At 66.9% G+C, this 17,982-nt stretch carries 15 protein-coding genes; 14 read left to right on the top strand and 1 reads right to left on the bottom strand.

The window, feature by feature from the left end:
• Positions 1 to 9 precede the first annotated feature (9 nt).
• Positions 10 to 981, top strand: coding sequence for an ABC transporter permease (locus HZ321_RS07325; protein ID WP_181701523.1), 972 nt, complete (start codon positions 10 to 12; stop codon positions 979 to 981).
• A 22-nt stretch (positions 982 to 1,003) separates the two neighbouring features.
• Positions 1,004 to 2,020, top strand: a complete 1,017-nt coding sequence (locus tag HZ321_RS07320) for a zinc-binding alcohol dehydrogenase family protein (protein WP_181701522.1) — start codon at positions 1,004 to 1,006, stop codon at positions 2,018 to 2,020.
• 8 nt (positions 2,021 to 2,028) lie between these two features.
• Here HZ321_RS07320 and HZ321_RS07315 read toward each other — a convergent pair whose 3' ends face one another.
• Positions 2,029 to 4,419 carry a transketolase gene (locus tag HZ321_RS07315; protein WP_181701521.1) on the bottom strand — a complete coding sequence of 797 codons (2,391 nt, stop codon included), beginning with the start codon at positions 4,417 to 4,419 and terminating at the stop codon, positions 2,029 to 2,031.
• Between the two features lie 137 nt (positions 4,420 to 4,556).
• Between HZ321_RS07315 and HZ321_RS07310 the strand changes: the two genes are divergently transcribed.
• From HZ321_RS07310 to HZ321_RS07255, 12 genes are all read left to right on the top strand, one after another.
• Positions 4,557 to 5,018: an Lrp/AsnC family transcriptional regulator gene (locus HZ321_RS07310; RefSeq protein ID WP_181701520.1), complete on the top strand. Its 462-nt coding sequence runs from the start codon at positions 4,557 to 4,559 to the stop codon at positions 5,016 to 5,018.
• 241 nt (positions 5,019 to 5,259) lie between these two features.
• Positions 5,260 to 6,567, top strand: coding sequence for a sn-glycerol-3-phosphate ABC transporter substrate-binding protein UgpB (gene ugpB / locus HZ321_RS07305; protein WP_181701519.1), 1,308 nt, complete (start codon positions 5,260 to 5,262; stop codon positions 6,565 to 6,567).
• An 88-nt stretch (positions 6,568 to 6,655) separates the two neighbouring features.
• Positions 6,656 to 7,543 (top strand): sn-glycerol-3-phosphate ABC transporter permease UgpA, encoded by an 888-nt coding sequence (gene ugpA / locus HZ321_RS07300; RefSeq protein WP_244635611.1) that lies wholly within the window; start codon positions 6,656 to 6,658, stop codon positions 7,541 to 7,543.
• Between the two features lie 12 nt (positions 7,544 to 7,555).
• Complete coding sequence (gene ugpE, locus HZ321_RS07295) at positions 7,556 to 8,404, top strand: sn-glycerol-3-phosphate ABC transporter permease UgpE (RefSeq protein WP_181701517.1); 849 nt, start codon at positions 7,556 to 7,558, stop codon at positions 8,402 to 8,404.
• A gap of 4 nt (positions 8,405 to 8,408) precedes the next feature.
• Positions 8,409 to 9,485, top strand: a complete 1,077-nt coding sequence (locus HZ321_RS07290; protein WP_181701516.1) for a sn-glycerol-3-phosphate import ATP-binding protein UgpC — start codon at positions 8,409 to 8,411, stop codon at positions 9,483 to 9,485.
• Between the two features lie 149 nt (positions 9,486 to 9,634).
• On the top strand, positions 9,635 to 10,327 hold the full coding sequence (locus HZ321_RS07285; RefSeq protein WP_181701515.1) for a GntR family transcriptional regulator: 693 nt from the start codon (positions 9,635 to 9,637) through the stop codon (positions 10,325 to 10,327).
• 91 nt (positions 10,328 to 10,418) lie between these two features.
• Positions 10,419 to 11,396: a sialic acid TRAP transporter substrate-binding protein SiaP gene (locus HZ321_RS07280; protein ID WP_181701514.1), complete on the top strand. Its 978-nt coding sequence runs from the start codon at positions 10,419 to 10,421 to the stop codon at positions 11,394 to 11,396.
• A 67-nt stretch (positions 11,397 to 11,463) separates the two neighbouring features.
• Positions 11,464 to 12,036: a TRAP transporter small permease gene (locus HZ321_RS07275; protein WP_181701513.1), complete on the top strand. Its 573-nt coding sequence runs from the start codon at positions 11,464 to 11,466 to the stop codon at positions 12,034 to 12,036.
• Positions 12,037 to 12,039: 3 nt separating this feature from the next.
• Positions 12,040 to 13,446 carry a TRAP transporter large permease gene (locus HZ321_RS07270; RefSeq protein ID WP_181701512.1) on the top strand — a complete coding sequence of 469 codons (1,407 nt, stop codon included), beginning with the start codon at positions 12,040 to 12,042 and terminating at the stop codon, positions 13,444 to 13,446.
• Positions 13,443 to 14,468: a zinc-binding alcohol dehydrogenase family protein gene (locus HZ321_RS07265; RefSeq protein WP_342343819.1), complete on the top strand. Its 1,026-nt coding sequence runs from the start codon at positions 13,443 to 13,445 to the stop codon at positions 14,466 to 14,468. Before HZ321_RS07270 ends, HZ321_RS07265 begins: the two co-directional genes overlap by 4 nt.
• A gap of 107 nt (positions 14,469 to 14,575) precedes the next feature.
• Positions 14,576 to 16,909 (top strand): alpha-L-rhamnosidase, encoded by a 2,334-nt coding sequence (locus HZ321_RS07260; protein ID WP_181701511.1) that lies wholly within the window; start codon positions 14,576 to 14,578, stop codon positions 16,907 to 16,909.
• A 77-nt stretch (positions 16,910 to 16,986) separates the two neighbouring features.
• A complete protein-coding gene (locus tag HZ321_RS07255; protein WP_181701510.1) occupies positions 16,987 to 17,757 on the top strand; it encodes a creatininase in 771 nt (256 codons plus the stop codon).
• Positions 17,758 to 17,982: the final 225 nt, after the last annotated feature.

Raw genomic sequence — 17,982 nt, 5'->3', positions numbered from 1 at the left:
GGCAACCGAATGACTGACGTGAACATCAAGACCCAATCGCGCCGACGCGGCCAGATCCAGTTCCTGTTCGGGCTCACCCTGCTCGGGCTGCTTCTCCTGCTTTGGGCGATCCTGGCCTTCGCCACGCCGAACTTCTGGAGCACCAACAACATCTCCAACCTGCTGAGGCAGGGGTCGATGACGGCGATCCTGGCGATCGGCCAGACCTTCGTCATCATCACCGGCGGCATCGACCTGTCGGTCGGCGCCATCGTCGGCTTCACCAGCGTGGTGGCGGCGATGCTGCTGGAAGCCGGCTTCCCGATCTGGGCGGCGTGCCTGATCACGCTCGGCATCGGCGTCGCGATCGGCCTGTTCCACGGCTTCGGCATCGTCCGGCTCGGCCTGCCGCCCTTCATCATCACACTCGCCACCCTGACGTCGCTGCGCGGCATCGGCCTGCTGATGACCAACGGCGCGACGATCTCGATCACCAACGACACGTTCACCGCCTTCTCGCGTGCCGACTTCCTCGGCGTGCCGAGCCTGTTCTGGATGGTGATCCTCGTGGGTGTGCCGTCCTACGTGTTCCTGCACCACAGCCGGTGGGGCCGGTACCTGTTCTCCGTCGGCTCCAATGCGGAGGCGGCGCGGCTTTCCGGCGTCAACGTCCGGCGGATGATCTATCTGGCCTACACGCTGTCGGCGCTCTGCGCGTCCTTCGTGGGGCTGTTGCTGGCCGCACGCATCGGCATCGGCAACGCCACCCAGGCGGAAGGGTGGGAACTCCAGGCGATCGCCTCGTCGGTGATCGGCGGCACGTCGCTGTTCGGCGCCGTCGGCTCCATCCACGGACCGCTGCTCGGCGCGTTCATCCTCGCCACCATCAACAACGGCGCGAACCTCCTCAACGTGAACTCGTTCTGGCAGCGCATCATCACCGGCGTCCTGATCATCGTGATCGTCTACTTCGACCAGCTCCGCCGGCGCGGGCGGTCGTGACGAACCGGAACGGACAAAGCCCATGAAAGCCATCGTCTGCGAAGCGCCCGGCCGGCTCACGCTCGGGGAACGACCCGAGCCGGATGCGCCAGGCCCGGGCTGGGCTCTGGTCGGGGTCAGCACCGTCGGGATCTGTGGAACGGATTACCACATCTACGGTGGCAAGCATCCGTTCCTGCAGTATCCGCGCGTGATGGGGCACGAGGTTTCCGGTCGGGTTCTGGCCGTCGGGGCCGGCGTGGCACTTGCGCCCGGAACGCCGGTGGTGATCAACCCCTATATTTCGTGCGGCACCTGCGGCGCGTGCCGGAAAGGCAAGCCGAACTGCTGCACCCGCATCCAGGTGCTGGGCGTCCACACCGACGGAGCCATGTGCGAGCGAATCCTGGTGCCGGCCGCAAACCTCTATCCGGCGGGCGACATCGGCCTGGAACAGGCCGCCACCGTCGAGTTCCTGGCGATCGGAGCTCATGGAGTCCGCAGGTCGGGGGCCCCCGCCGGGTCTTCCGCCCTGGTGATCGGCGCCGGTCCGATCGGCCTGGGCACGGCTCTCTTCGCCCGCATTGCCGGCCAGCAGGTCACGCTGCTCGACACAAGCGCCGAACGGCTGGCCTTCGCGGCGCAAACCCTCGGCCTGTCGAGCACGCTTCTGGTCGACGACGACCTTGCCGACCGGATTGCCGCGTTGACTGGCGGGGAAGGGTTTGACGTCGTCTACGACGCGACCGGCGCCGCCGCATCCATGCAGGCGGCATTCGGCCATGTGGCGCATGGCGGCGTGCTCGTCCTTCTCAGCGTGGTGCGCGACGACATCACTTTCTCCGACCCGGAATTCCATAAGCGGGAGATGATGGTGATCGCCAGCCGCAACGCGGTCCGCGAAGACTTCGAGCATGTCATGGCGTCCATCCGCAACGGCAGCGTGCCGGTGGATGCAATGATCACGCATCGGACCTCGCTCGATACGGTCGCACGCGATCTTCCGGCGTGGGCCAGCGTCAAGACGGGCCTCATCAAGGCGATTGTCTCGGTCGGTTGACCGCCGGGTCAGGTGACGGCGCGCAGACGGATCGGGCGAGCGGGAAAGAGCGATTCCGCCGCCGCCATGATGGACGACGCATCCAGCCCATAGGCAGCATAGAGATCCGGCACCGTGCCGCTCTGGCCGAAGCTCTCGACGCCAAGCGCTTCCACGCGGTGCCCGTGCACGCCGCCGATCCAGGCCAGCGTCGCCGGGTGGGCGTCTACGACGGTGACGATCGGGCAATGCCGCGGCACGCCGGCGAGCAGGGTCTCGATGTGGCTGCCGGCGGTTCTCCCCGCCCGGCGCAGGCGCCTGGCCTCCGACCAGCCGGCGTAGAGCCGGTCCGCCGACGTCACCGCAAGCAGGCCGACGTCGCGCCGGTCCTCGCCCATCAGGCCCACCGCCTCGATCGCCTCCGGCGCGACAGCGCCTGAGTAGGCGACGATCAGTTCCGGGTTCGGACCCGGACGGCGCATCCAATAGCCGCCGTCGACGACGTCACGCGCAAGGTCCGTGTCGAGCGCGCGGCGCGGCTGCTCCAGCGTGCGGGTGGAGAGCCGCAGGTAGACCGATCCGCCGGCATCGTCCTTCAAGCTGGTACGCGGGTCCGGTTCGCCCGCGCCCTCCCGCTGCATGTAGTCGAGCGCGTGGCGCAGGATCACCGCCAGCTCGTCGGCGAAGGCCGGTTCGAAGGAGGCGAGGCCGGGCTGGGCCATGCCGATCAGCGGCGTAGAGATCGACTGGTGGGCGCCGCCCTCCGGTGCCAGCGTCAGGCCCGACGGCGTCGCCACCACGATGAAGCGGGCGTCCTGATAGCAGGCGTAGTTGAGGGCATCGAGCGACCGGCAGATGAAGGGGTCGTAGAGCGTGCCGATCGGCAGCAGCCGTTCGCCGTTGAGGCTGTGCGACAGGCCGAGCGCGGAGAGCAGCGTCATCAGGTTCATCTCGGCGATGCCGAGCTCGATGTGCTGGCCGCGCGGCGAGAACTCCCACCGGTTGGTGGAGGGGATCTGCTCCTGGCGGAATAGGTCGGCCTGGCTTTCCCGCCCGTAGAGGCCGCGGCGGTTCACCCAAGGTCCGAGGTTGGTGGAGACGGTCACGTCGGGCGATGTCGTGACGATCCTATCGGCAAGCGCGGTGCTGCCCCGGGCGATCTCGTTGAGGATCTGGCCGAAGGCCTGCTGGGTGGAGACCGCGGGCTGCGCCGGGAAATCCAGGGCCAACGGCACGGGTATGGCCGGCGCTGTGGTCCGGCGGACGCCGTCTGCCGCGAACGGCACGTTGGAAAGGAAAGCCTGCAACGCCTCCGGATCCACGGCGAGGCCCTCGAAAGGCTCCCACTCCTGGCCGGGGCGGACGCCCATCCGCCCGCGCAGTGTTTCCATCTGGGCCGGCGTCATCAGGCCGGCGTGATTGTCGCGGTGGCCGGCGAGCGGCAGGCCATGGCCCTTGATCGTATAGGCGATGAAGCACGTTGGCCGGTCGTGCCGGCGCGCGGCTTCGAAGGCTGCGAGCAGCGTCGGCAGGTCGTGTCCGCCGAGGTTGCCCATCAGTGTGGCGAGTTCGTCGTCGCTGCGGCGGCCTAGGAGATCGGCGACGCCCGGTTCAGATCCGATCTCGGCGGACAGGCGCTTGCGCCACGCCGCGCCGCCCTGGAACGTCAGCGCCGAATAGAGCGGGTTCGGACACGCATCGATCCAGGCGCGAAGCCGTTCACCGCCCGGCTCGCGGAAGGCGGCTTCCTGGAGCGAGCCGTATTTCAGGATCACCACGTCCCAGCCGACCGCGTGAAAAGCGCCGTCGAGGCGTTCCCACAGTCCCTCGCGCGACACGGCGTCGAGGCTCTGGCGGTTGTAGTCGACCACCCACCAGGTGTTGCGAAGGCCCTGTTTCCAGCCCTCCAGAAGGGCCTCGAAAATGTTGCCCTCGTCCAGTTCGGCATCGCCGAGCAGCGCCACCATGCGTCCTTCGGGACGATCGGCGGCCCAGCCGTGGGCATGGACGTAGTCCTGGACGAGGCTTGAGAAAAGCGTTTGCGCCACGCCGAGGCCGACGGACCCGGTGGAGAAGTCGACGTCGTCGGTGTCCTTGGTGCGCGAGGGATAGGACTGGGCGCCGCCGAGGGCGCGAAAATCGATGAGCTTCTGCCGGGTCTGGCGACCGAGCAGATACTGGACGGCGTGGTAGGCCGGGCTAGCGTGCGGCTTCACCGCCACCCGGTCTTCGGGACGTAGAGCGGCGAAGTAGAGCGCGGTCAGGATTGTCGCCATCGACGCCGACGAGGCCTGGTGACCGCCGACCTTCAGGCCGTCCGGATTCGGGCGCAGGTGGTTGGCGTTGTGGATCATCCAGGCCGAGAGCCAGAGCACTTTGCGCTCGAGCTCCGCGATCATGTTCAACGCCGCCTGGTCCATGCCGGTCCCTCCGTCACCCGCGTCCTCGCCCTATCATAGGGTGGGTCAAGCGGTGTTTTTGACCAAACGCGGCAGGACGCCGGTGCGTTCTTGGCAGATTCAGCTAAAACAAGGACGAACAGAGGGCGTAGAAGCCAATGGCCTTGGACCGCATCGACGTCAAGATCCTCGAACTGCTGCAGCGGGACGCCCACATGACCGCGCAGGCCATCGCCGACGCCGCAGGGCTGTCACCATCTCCCTGCTTGCGGCGGATCCGCATCCTGGAGGAGAAGGGCATCCTGAAGGGATACGTCGCCCTGGTCGATCAGAAGAGCGTCGGCCTGCCGATCAGCGTGTTCCTCTCGGTCCGCCTGGAGCGGCAGCGCGAGGAGGAGTTGGAGCGATTCTCGGCCGCCATCAACCGCTGGCCGGAGGTCGTGGAATGCTACCTGATGACCGGCCAACGCGACTACCTGCTCCGCGTCGTCGTTCCCGACCTTGAGAGCTACGAGGCCTTCATCAAGACCCGGATGTCCCGCCTGGAAGGCGTCGCCTCCATCGAATCCAGCTTCGCCCTCAGCCAGGTGAAATACACCAACGTCCTGCCGATCCGGTGAGTGGGACGGGCCGAAGCGCCCGCCGCCGGCCGGTCCGGTGGAAAACCGGGAGGTCGCTTGCCGACGTTCACAAACCTATCTAGTTTTCCGCATACATATGTGACAACAATGATCTAGCTCACGTTCGGGCGGAGCGCGCGGTCCTTGGGGGGCGGCGTCGCGCAACCGTCATCGGTGAATGATAGGGCAACCCGCCGGCCGACGGCCGCTGCGGGATGATCAAGACGGGAGGACCCCCCTTATGCTTCTTCGAGCTCTTGCTCACGGCTCGGCCGTGCTTGCGCTGATCGCCGCCCAGGCGCTGCCTGCGGCGGCCGCCACCGAGCTGCAGTGGTGGCACGCCATGACCGGCGCCAACAACGAGGTGGTGGAAACCCTCGCCAAGGAATTCAACGAGAAGCAGGCCGACTACAAGATCGTGCCGGTGTTCAAGGGGACCTATCCGGAGACCCTGAACGCGGGTATCGCCGCCTTCCGGGCCGGCAGCCAGCCTGCCATCATGCAGGTGTTCGACGTCGGAACCGGCGTGATGATGGCGGCCGAGGGCGCGGTCAAGCCGGTCGCCGAGGTTCTGGAAGGCGGCGGCTACGCCTTCGACAAGTCGCAGTACCTGGCCGGCATCGCGGCCTACTACTCGCGGCCGGACGGCACGATGCTGTCCTTCCCCTACAATTCCTCGTCGCCGATCCTCTACTACAACAAGGACGCCTTCCAGAAGGCCGGGCTCGACGCGGAATCGCCGCCGAAGACCTGGCCGGAGGTGTTCGCCGCCGCCCGCAAGATCAAGGAAAGCGGTGCCGCTCCCTGCGGCTACACCTCAACGTGGCTGACCTGGATCCACACGGAGAACTTCGCCGCCTGGAACAACGTCTCCTATGCCACCGAGGAGAACGGTCTTGCCGGCGGTACGCCCGAGCTGAAGATCAACGAGGGCATCTTCGTCGAGCATTTCCAGGCGATCGCCGATCTGGCCAAGGAAGGCGTCTTCCGTTACGGCGGCCGGACGTCTGAAGCCAAGCAGCTGTTCCTCTCCGGCGAATGCGCGATCATGACGGAGTCGTCCGGCGGCCTCGGCGACGTGATCAAGTCCGGGCTCAACTACGGCCTCGGCCAGTTGCCCTACTACGAAGGCAGTGGACCGCAGAACACGATCCCGGGGGGCGCCAGCCTCTGGGTGTTCGGCGGGCTGGACGAGGCGCAGTACAAGGGCGTCGCCGAGTTCTTCAACTTCCTGTCGCAGACCGAGATCCAGGCCCGGCTGCACCAGGTGTCCGGCTACCTGCCGGTGACGATGGCGGCCTACGAGGCGACCAAGGCTTCGGGTTTCTACGAGAAGAACCCCGGCCGTGAGATCCCGATCACACAGATGATGGGCAAGGAGCCGACGGAGAACTCGCGCGGGGTGCGCCTGCCGAACCTGCCGCAGGTCCGCGACATCCTCAACGAGGAGTTCGAGGCCATGCTCAACGGCTCGCAGGACGCCAAGACCGCCCTCGACAAGGGCGTGGAGCGGGCCAACGCGGCGATCCGCGATGCCGTCGGCGGCTGACCGGCCGCATTCTTGACCTGTGATGGAAGGCGGCCCGTCTCCCTGGCGGGCCGCCGCCTCTCGCGCCTCCAGCCGCCGGATCCCCCCTTTGGCCCAACCCCGCGTCGTGTTTCCGAACAAGGTGCTGCCCTATCTGCTGCTGGCGCCGCAGATCGCGCTGACCCTCGTGTTCTTCTTCTGGCCGGCGAGCCAGGCGCTCTACCAGTCGGCCTTGCGGGAGGACGCTTTCGGGCTGAAGACCAGCTTCGTCGGCCTCGCCAACTTCCGCGCCGTATTCGACGACCCGAGCTACCTCAATGCGATGCAGGTCACGGCCGTGTTCAGTCTGGCGACGGCGGCGCTTTCGATGTGCGTCGCGCTGGTGCTGGCGACGTCGGCCGAGCGGATCGTGCGCGGCAAGACATTCTTCCGCACCCTGCTGATCTGGCCGTATGCGGTCGCCCCTGCGGTCGCCGGCATGTTGTGGCTGTTCATGTTCAACCCGGCGATGGGCTCGTTCGCCTACATGCTTCGGCGCGCCGGCTACGACTGGGACCCGCTGCTCAACGGCGATCAGGCGATGGTGCTGGTGGTGGTCGCGGCGTCCTGGAAGCAGATCAGCTACAATTTCCTGTTCTTCGTCGCCGGGCTGCAGGCAATTCCCAAGTCGCTCATCGAGGCGGCGGCGATCGACGGCGCGCGTGGCGCCAAGCGGTTCTGGACCGTGGTGTTCCCGCTCTTGGCGCCGACGTCCTTCTTCCTCTTGGTCGTCAACACGGTCTACGCCTTCTTCGACACCTTCGGGATCATCCACGCCGTGACCGGCGGCGGGCCGGCGAAGGCAACGGAAACGCTGGTCTACAAGGTCTACAATGACGGCTTCGTGAATCTGAACTTCGGCAGTTCGGCCGCCCAGTCGGTGATCCTGATGGTGATCGTGATCGGCCTCACGGCGATCCAGTTCCGCTACGTGGACCGGCGGGTGCACTATGGGTGAGGGCGCTCCGCGATGATCGAGAACCGGCCGCTCTCCACGGCGCTCGCCTATTTCTGGCTCGTCATCGGCGTGCTCGTGGTGGCGTTTCCCATCTGGTACACCTTCGTGGCGTCGACCCAGACGGTGCGCACCATCCTCAGCCCGCCGCTGCCGCTGCTGCCCGGGGACGCCTTCGCCGACAACTACGGGCGCGCGGTGTTCGGCGGGCTCGACCGGATCGGCGGCGTCAGTCTGGGGCGGCTCCTGTTCAATTCCACCGTGGTGGCGCTCGCCATCGCGGTGGGCAAGATCGTGATCTCGATCCTCTCCGCCTTCGCCATCGTGTTCTTCCGTTTTCCCGGGCGGATGGTGTTCTTCTGGATGATCTTCATCACGCTGATGCTGCCGGTGGAGGTCCGCATCCTGCCGACCTACAAGGTGATCGTCGACCTCGGGCTGATCGACACCTACACCGGCCTGACCTTGCCGCTGATGGCCTCGGCCACCGCCACCTTCCTGTTCCGGCAGTTCTTTCTCACCATTCCGCCCGAGCTGGTCGAGGCGGCGCGCGTGGACGCGGCGGGGCCGATGAAGTTCTTCCGCGATATCCTGCTGCCGCTTTCCAAGACGAACATCGCGGCGCTGTTCGTCATCCTCTTCATCTACGGCTGGACGCAGTACCTCTGGCCGCTTCTGGTCACCAACGACAACCAGATGACGACCATCATCATCGCGCTGCGCAAGATGGTCTCGTTCGCCGACGCCGACACGCCCTGGGACATGGTGATGGTGACCTCGATGCTCGCCATCCTGCCGCCGATCCTGGTGGTGGTCCTGATGCAGCGATGGTTCGTCAAGGGCCTCGTCGAGACGGAGAAGTGAGTTCATGGCCGGCATCGTGCTCAGCGACGTCAAGAAGGTCTACCCGGGCGGGGTGGAGGCCGTGCGCGGCATCTCGCTCGACATCGAGGACGGCGAGCTCCTGGTGCTGGTCGGGCCGTCCGGCTGCGGGAAGTCCACGCTGCTGCGGATGATCGCCGGGCTGGAGAGCATCTCGGCGGGGGAGATCTCGATCGGCGGGCGCGTCGTCAACGAACTCGACCCGGCCGACCGCGACATCGCGATGGTGTTCCAGAACTACGCGCTCTATCCGCACATGACGGTGCGGCAGAACCTGGAATACGGGCTGAAGAACCGCGGCACGCCGCGCGCGGAAATCGACCGCCGGGTGGCCGAGGCGGCGCGGGCTCTGGAGATCGGACCGCTGCTCGACCGCAAGCCGCGCCAGCTCTCCGGCGGGCAACGCCAGCGCGTGGCGATGGGGCGGGCGATCGTCCGCGAGCCCGCCGCCTATCTTTTCGACGAGCCGCTTTCCAACTTGGACGCCAAGCTCAGGGTGCAGATGCGCATCGAGATCCGGCGGCTGCAGCGGGCCTTCGCCACGACGAGCGTCTACGTCACGCACGACCAGCTGGAAGCGATGACGCTCGCCGACACGCTCGTCGTGCTGAACGGCGGGCGGATCGAGCAGCGGGGCACGCCGATCGATCTCTACGAGAAGCCGGAGACGGTGTTCGTCGCTGGGTTCATCGGTTCGCCCGGCATGAATCTCCTTTCCGCGGCAAGCACCGGGGCCGGGCTTTCCGTGGCGAACGGGATCGACGTCACCGCATCCCTACCGCTCGACGGTGCCGGCACGATCGGCGTCCGGCCGGAGGACTTCGTGCTCGCCAGGACCGGCGAGGCTGTCACCGGGCTGACCGCGGCGACGACGGTGACCGCGGTCGAACTCGTCGGCGCCGAGAGCTACGTGCACGGGGCGATCGACGGCGGCGGCGACCTCGTCTACCGCATTCCAGGTCGCACCAAGCTCAACGCCGGCGAACGGCTGACAGTCGCCGCGCCCGCCTCGGCGTTGCACGTGTTCGACCGAGAAGGCCGGCGGGTCCGGACCGGCTATTGAACGTTTCCAGGGCCTGGAGTCCCCGGCCGCTGCCCCCGATGAGACTGCTTTCCGACGTTCATACTTGACTGCATCATGCAACTGTAGGAGCCTTTGGACAAATGGTCTGACCAGTCGTGGGGATGGTCGGCAGGGAGGAGATCGACCCCGTGCCCGTCAAGGCCGTCGAACCGCGAAGGCTCTACCGGCAGGTTGCCGACCAGCTTCGCGCCCTGATCGAAAGCGGCGAGTTTGCCCCGGGCGCGCGGCTTCCGTCCGAGCGCGACCTCGCCGAACAGCTCGGCCTGTCCCGCCCGACGGTCCGTGAAGCGCTGATCGCGCTGGAGGTCGAAGGGCTCATCACCATCCGCGTCGGCGCGGGCATCTTTGTGAAGGTCCGGCCACAGCCGGTGCCCCGCATCCGCGAGGCGATCGAGGGTCCGTTCGAGCTCCTGCGGGCCCGCGCCTTCATCGAGGGCGCGGTGGCCGCGGAGGCTGCCCGCCTGGCCGGACCCGACGACGTGGAAGCGCTCGACGACGTTCTGGATCGGATGGAGCATTCGGCTCATCCCTCCGCCGAGACGCTTTCGCTCGACCGGGCTTTCCACACCACGGTTGCCGGCATCCTCGGCAACGCCGTCATGGTCCGCTTCATCGGCGAGCTGTTCGATCAGCGGATCAATCCCTACTTCGCCCGGCTCTCCAGCTATTTCGAGAACCCGGAAACCTGGCGCGCGGCGCTTCTTGAGCACCGCGCCGTCCGCGACGCCATTGCGGCCGGCGACGAGGTCGCCGCCCGGAGCGCCATGCGGTTCCATTTGGAACGGAGCCAAGACCGCTTCTCGCTGAACTTCAGCGAGTAGACCCCGCGTCCCTGGTGACGGACGCGGTCTGAAAAACGAAGGCCGGGGCGTGGGGGCGCCACCGGCCGGGACATCATCGGGAGGAAAGCCTATGCACACCAACAAACTCGCGGCCCTGGTCGGGGCGGCCGCCCTCGTCGTCGTCTCGGCAACGTCGTCCTTCGCGCAGACGGCCCTCAAATGGGCGCACGTCTACGAGACCTCCGAGCCCTTCCACACGGAATCGGTCTGGGCCGCCGAGGAAATCGCCAAGCGCACGGACGGTCGCTACAAGATCGACGTGTTCCCGGCCTCGCAGCTCGGCAAGGAAGCGGACATCAACCAGGGCCTGACGCTCGGGACGGTCGACATCATCATCTCCGGATCGAGCTTCGCCGCGCGCGAGTATGCGCCGATCGGCGTCACCTACTTCCCCTACATCTTCCGGGATGCCAACCACCTGATCGCCTACACCAAGAGCGACGTCTTCAAGAAGCTCGCTGCCGGTTACGAGGAGGCCTCCGGCCATCACATCACCGCGGTCAGCTACTACGGCACGCGGCAGACCACGTCGAACCGTGAGATCAAGGCCTGCGCCGACATGCAGGGCCTAAAGATGCGGGTGCCCGACGTGCCGGCCTATCTCGCCATGCCGCGGGCCTGCGGCGCCAACACCGCGCCGATCGCCTTCGCGGAGGTCTACCTCGCCCTGCAGAACGGCACCGTGGAAGCGCAGGAGAACCCGCTCACCACCATCGAGGCGAAGAAGTTCTTCGAAGTGCAGAAGTACATCGCCCTCACCGGGCACATCGTCGACCACCTCAACACCGTGGTGTCCAGCAATCTCTGGGGCCAGCTCAGCGACGAGGAAAAGGCGATCTTCACCGAGGTGATGCAGGAGGCAGCCGCCCGCACCGCGAAGATCATTGTGGAGCGCGAAGCTGCGCTCGTGCAGGGCTTCAAGGACCGTGGCCTGACCGTCACGGAGGTTGACAAGGCCGACTTCGAGAAGGCCGTGATGGAAAAGGTCTCGATGGAGGAATTCGGCTACGACAAGGCCGACTGGGAAGCGATCCGCGCGATCCAGTGACGAGAGCCGGACCGGGACACGTTGCCCGTCCCGGTCCCCCCTTCCACCCTCGTCCGGATTCCCACCCATGGCCGAAGAGATCCACACGCCGATCACGGCGGAAGAACTGGCGCATGTCTTCGAGGAGGAGACCGCCCCGGTCGACCTCAAGCCCTATGCGATCGAGGATTGGGTGACCCAGGCGCTGTTCTGGGGAATGACGCTCTGCGTCTTCCTGCAGTTCTTCACGCGCTACATCCTCAACAACAGCCTTGCCTGGACCGAGGAGATCGCCATCAACCTCCTGGTGCTGGTGGTGTTCCTCGGCGCGGTGATGTGCGTGCGCCAGTCGCGGCACATCCAGGTCGACGTGCTCTACCACTACCTGTCGCCCCGCTCGGCGCGGATCCTCGCCATCGTCGTCGACGTGGTCCGGATCGCCTTCTTCATCTACGCCACGATCCTGTTCTGGCGCTACGCCGCGGTCGTCCACCGCGAGCGGATGGTGACGGTCAATCTGCCGCGCAACGTCATCTTCTACACGATCTTCGCGGCCTTCCTGCTGATGCTCCTCAGGTCCATCCAGGTCTTCATCCAGAACATGCGGCGCGGCTACTCGGTGCTCGAGCGTCCCGCGGCCTTCGACCAGATCGGGAGCTGAGGCATGCTGCTGCTCATCGGATCCTTCCTCGTCTTCATGCTCATCGGGGTTCCCGTCGCCATCGCGATGGCTGTCGCCTCGGTGCTCTATCTCGTCATCTACGGGGCGGCGCCGGACATCATCGTCGCCCAGCGGATGATCGCCGGCGTGGAGAGCTTTCCGCTGCTCGCGGTGCCGTTCTTCATCCTGGCCGGCAACCTGATGAACATCGCCGGCGTCACCGGCCGGATCTACGCCTTCGCCGTCGCCCTCGTCGGCTGGATGAAAGGCGGGCTCGCGCAGGTCAACATCGTGGGCTCGGTGATCTTCTCCGGCATGTCCGGGACGGCGCTCGCCGACGCCGCCGGCATCGGCACCATCGAGATCAAGGCGATGAAGGACCACGGCTATCCGGTCGAGGCGGCGGTTGGCGTCACCGCGGCGTCGGCGACGCTCGGGCCGATCTTCCCGCCGTCGCTGCCCTTCGTCATCTACGGGATGATGGCCAACGTTTCGATCGGGGCCCTGTTCATGGCCGGCATCCTGCCGGGACTGGTGATGACCTTCCTGATGATGGGGACGGTCGCGGTGTTCGCCTACCGACGGGGTTGGGGATCGGATGCGCCGTTCGAGATGCGCAAGCTCCTGGCCGCCTCCGTCGAGATCGGCGTGGTGCTGGCCTTCCCGGTCGCGGTCTATCTCTTTGTCGCCGCCGGGCTCTCGGTCAACCTTGCCGTCGGGCTTGCCCTCATCGCTCTCATCGCGCTCGACTGGACCTTCGACTTCTCCGCCGTGATGGCGCTGATGACGCCAATCATCCTGATCGGCGGCATGACGCTCGGCTGGTTCACGCCGACCGAGGCGGCGGTTGCGGCGGTGATCTGGTCGCTGTTCCTGGGACTGGTGCGCTACCGCTCGATGACCTTCCGCTCGCTCGCCAAGGCCGGCTTCGACACCATCGAGACGACGGCGTCGGTGCTCTTCATCGTCACCGCGGCGTCGATCTTCGCCTGGCTCCTGACGGTCAGCCAGGCCGCGCAGCTGCTCTCCGACTTCATCTTCTCGCTGACCGACAACAAGTGGGTGTTCCTGATCCTGGTGAACCTCCTGATGCTGTTCGTGGGATGCTTCCTCGACACCATCGCGGCGATCACCATCCTGGTGCCGATCCTGCTGCCGATCGTCCTGAAGCTCGGGATCGACCCGGTGCAGTTCGGCCTGATCATGACCCTCAACCTGATGATCGGGCTGCTGCATCCGCCGCTCGGCATGGTGCTGTTCGTGCTGTCGCGGGTCGCCAAGCTCTCGGTGGAACGCACCACCATGGCGATCCTGCCGTGGCTGGTGCCGCTGTTCGTGGCGCTCCTCATCATCACCTTCGTGCCGGCTGTCAGCCTGTGGCTGCCCACCGCGATGGGGCTGATCAAGTGACAGGGCTCGCCATCTCGGTGCGCCGGCCAGGCGAGCTCGTCGTCGGGGAAGCTCCGATCGAAGAGCCCGGCCCAGGCGCGGTGCTGATGCGGGTGGTGCGGGGCGGCATCTGCGGTTCGGACATCCACATCCTGCACGGCTCCAATCCCTTCGCCGTCTATCCGCGGATCATCGGCCACGAGTTCGCGGGTGTGGTCGAGGCGGTCGGTGAGGGCGTCGAGGGGCTCGCGGCGGGCGATCCCGTTGTCGCCGATCCGGTGGTGGCCTGCGGCCATTGCCGGCCGTGCCGGATCGGGCGTCCCAACGTCTGCGCCAACCTCCAGGTGTTCGGCGTGCACAGGGACGGCGGCTTCCGCAGCCACGTCACGCTGCCGGCGGGCAATGCGGTGCGAGTGCCGGAGAGTCTCTCCTTTGCGGCGGCGGCCATGGCGGAGCCCTTCTCCATCGCCGCCAACGTGCTCGCCAACACGGGGTGCGGTCCGGACGACACGGTTCTCGTCTATGGGGCGGGCACGGTCGGCCTCACCGTGATGCTCGTCGCGCGCATGAAGGGCGCGCGGGTGATCGTGGCCGACATCGACCGGTCGCGGCTCGACCGCGCCGCCGCCCTCGGGGCCGAGCGGGTGATCCATTCGCCGAGCGAACCGGTGCCGGAGGCTGTCGCCGGGGAAGGCGAAGGGCTGGGTCCGAGCCTTGTGATCGACGGCGCCGGAATTCCGAGCCTGCTTTCGGAGGCGGTCCGTGTCGCGGCGCCGGCCGGACGGATCGGGCTGCTCGGCTTTTCCGCCGAGCCTTCGGCCCTGGTGCAGCAGGCGGTGGTAGCGAAGGAGCTTGCGATCCACGGATCGCGGCTGAACGCGCGGCTGATCCGTCAGGTCGTGGAATGGCTCGCCGCAGGCCGGCTCGACGCGGAAGGGCTAGTCACCCAGACCTTCCCGGCCGGCGAAGCCCACGCGGCCTTCGATCTCCTGGAGAACCGGCCCGAACAGACCCTCAAAGTCCAGCTCGCCTTCGACGCCTGATCGGCACGCGAACCGCATTTCGCCGCGTCCCTGCGAACTTTGTTTGGAAAGATTCGCTATCCCTACCGGCAGCGGGCTCGCGTTTCGCCCGGGAGGTTTGTCGGGTCATGAGTTTTCCAGCTGCTCCGAGCCGGCCGGCATCAGCCTGGGTGGCCGATATGATCCGGCCGCTTTCCGACCGGGGCGTCGGCACGGCGGCGAGCTTCGTTTCGCAGCGGTTCCGGCTGCCGTCGGTGGTCGGCTCGGAGGTGCTGCGGATCAGCGCGCACGGCCTCTATCGCTGCTTCATCAACGGAAAGCGCGTGGGCGACGACCTGCTCACACCCGGCTGGACGGCCTATGACAAGCGCCTGAGCTTCCAGACCTACGCGGTCGCCGACCACCTCCTGCCCGGCGACAACCGTATCGAGATCTGGCTGGCGGACGGCTGGTTCCGTTCTCAGATGATGTGGCAGCCGGTGGCGATCCTGAACACGTGGGGCGAGCACATCGCCGCCATCGCGGAGATCCGTAACGGAGAGGGCGCCCTTCTGGTCGCGACCGATCCGACATGGCGCAGCGGCCTGCTGCCCGTGCTGAAATCCGGGATCTACTTCGGCGAGGTCTACGACGCGCGGCGCGAGCGGCTGGTTGAATCCGCGGGGACGGCGGCCATCGCCTTCGATCCGTCGGTGCTGGTGCGTCAGGAGGCCCGGCCGGTGCGCGACCTTTCTGCGCTCGACCCGGTGCGGTCCTGGCCGGTCTCCCGCCGGTCCACCATCCACGACTTCGGCCAGAACGCGTCGGGGACGGTGGCCTTCTCGGTGCGCGGGAAGGCAGGCGCCCGGATCGTGGTCGAGCACGCGGAGATCCTGACCGCCGGGGGCGACCTGGACAACGCGAACTTCCGTTCGGCGGAGAGCCGGGTGGAGTACGTGCTGAAGGGCGAAGGGGAGGAACACTATCGGCCGTTTTTCACCTTCCAGGGCTTCCGCTATGCCCGGGTCACCATCCGCGGGCGGGCGGAGGTCACGGCGATCCGGTTCGTTCCCTTCTCCTCGCTCGGGGAACCCGCGGGCGAACTGGTCACCGGCCATCCCCTCGTCAACCGGCTGGTCGAGAACACCCTCTGGTCGCAGTGGTCGAACTTCATCGAGGTGCCGACCGACTGTCCGCAGCGCGACGAGCGGCTGGGCTGGACCGGCGATGCCCAGGTTTTCGCGGGGGCCGCCTGCCACCTGTTCGACTGCCATGCCTTCCTCGCCAAGTGGCTGCGCGACGTGATGGCCGACCAACGCGCCGACGGCGCGATCCCGCACGTGGTGCCCGATCCGACCCGGCTTCACCCCGAGCACCTGCCGAACTTCGCCGGGAGCACCGGTTGGGGCGATGCGATCACCGTGGTGCCCTGGACGCTCTATCTCCAGTACGGGGATCGCGCGATCCTGGAGGAGGCGCTGCCGGCGATGGTGCGCTGGGTCGACTTCGTCCACGGCATCAGCGATGGGCCGATCGTCCGCCCGCCGCCGGGCTGGCACGACCGAGGCTTCACCTTCGGCGACTGGCTGCAGCCGGCCGGGACGGCCGACCATCCGCTGCCGACCATCGGCACGGACGCAGCGGCGACGATCTATCTCTTCATCTCCGCCACCCTGACGGCCAAGGCTGCCGCGGTGGTCGGCGCGGGCGACGTCGCCGGCCGGATGACCGCCCTTGCGGAAACGGTGCGCGCTGCCTTCCAACGCACCTTCATGGAGCCGTCCGGGCGGCTCATCTACGACGACCAGACCTCCTACGCGCTTGCGATCCTCCATGACCTGATCCCGCCGGGCCTCCTGCCGCGCACGATCGCCTGCTTCAAGGCGAGCATCGCGCGGGCGGGCGGGCGGATCGGCACCGGCTTCATCGGCACGCCGGCGCTGCTGCCGGCCCTCGTCAAGGCGGGGGAAGCGGATCTTGCGGCCGCTGTCCTGCTGCAGGAGGAGGTGCCCGGTTGGCTCTACCAGGTGCGGATGGGCGCGACCACGATCTGGGAGCGTTGGGACGCGATGGGGCCGGACGGAACGCCATACGAGCCCTCGATGAACTCCTACAACCACTATGCCTATGGCGCGGTCTGTCAGTGGCTGTTCGAAGCCGCGGCAGGCATCCGCCCCGACGAGACCGAACCGGGCTACAGACACATCCTGCTGGAACCGGTGGTCATTCCCGCGCTGTCGCCGCTCAAGGCGCGGCGGGATACCGTCGCGGGTCGCATCGGGGTGGATTGGTCGGTGGAGGGCGACCTCGTCCGCTATCGGGCGGAAGTACCGCCCGGCGCAAGGGCGACGCTCGTGCCCGGCCCGGGCACCAGGGACGTGATGCTCGCCGGTATTCCGCTTTCGGGCGACGCCGATCCCGCGGGCCTGCGGATCCGGCTCGGGCCCGGCGTGCACGAAGCAACCTTCCGCCTCGTCCGCTGACCGGAATCCGCCCATCGGCTATGCGGCATGCTTTCTGCTAGAGGCACCGGCCGCAACAAGAAACCGACGGGTGGGATATGAACACGGTGATGATGGGTGAGATGACCTGGCCGGACTACAAGAGCCGGGTGGAAAAGGGCGCAATCGTCCTGGTGCCTTTCGGCTCGACCGAGCAGCACGGCTATCACATGTGCCTCGGCACGGACTCGCTGCTGCCAACGGCAGTCTCCCGGGCGGTCGCCGAGCAGATCGACGCGATCGTCGCGCCGGCGGTGAACTACGGCGCCCGGTCGCAGCCGAAGTCGGGCGGCGGCAACCACTACATCGGCACCACCAGCCTGTCGGGTGTGACGCTCATTCATCTCGTCCGCGACATGATCGTGGAGTTCGCCCGCCACGGCGTGCGGCGGCTGGTGCTGATGAACGGCCACATGGAGAACGGCCCGTTCCTGGCGGAGGGTGTGGACGTGGCGATGCGCGAGCTGAAGCTCGAAGGCATCACCGACATGACCATCCTGAAGCTCGACTACTACGAGTTCACGTCGGAGGAGACGCTGAAGATCGTCTTCCCGGACGGCTTCCCGGGCTGGGCCCTGGAGCACGCCGCGGTGTTCGAGACGTCGCTGATGATGTCGCTGCATCCGGGCATGGTCGATCTCTCCCGCGTCCGCGAGGAACGGCTGGCCAACTTCCCGCCCTACGACATCTACCCGGCCGACCTGGAGGCGATCCCGCCGTCGGGCGCGCTGTCGCCGGCCGGTTCGGCCAGCGTGGAGAAGGGTGAGCGAATGATGAAAGAATATGCAGCGCTGATCCCGCCGGCCATACTGAAGGCATTCGGCCTCTGATTCAGGTCGCCCGTTGGTCACGGACAGCATCAACGGGCGATCCTTCCCCTGCGCGGAGCCGGGGGCACGCAACGGACTGCTCATGGAATAGGCATCAGTACAGTCCTGAACGAACCGCGGCCGGTCCCCTGCGGGATGCGCAAGCGCTGTGGGAGGGACGCGGAGGCAGAAAAACGGCTTTCGGATCAGCGAATTTGCTGAAATCTCCTTTTCAGGACCGTCCTG

The organism is Chthonobacter albigriseus (assembly GCF_013839445.1).
GTDB lineage: Bacteria > Pseudomonadota > Alphaproteobacteria > Rhizobiales > Pleomorphomonadaceae > Chthonobacter > Chthonobacter albigriseus.
This window is presented reverse-complemented; position numbering and strand designations above follow the sequence as displayed.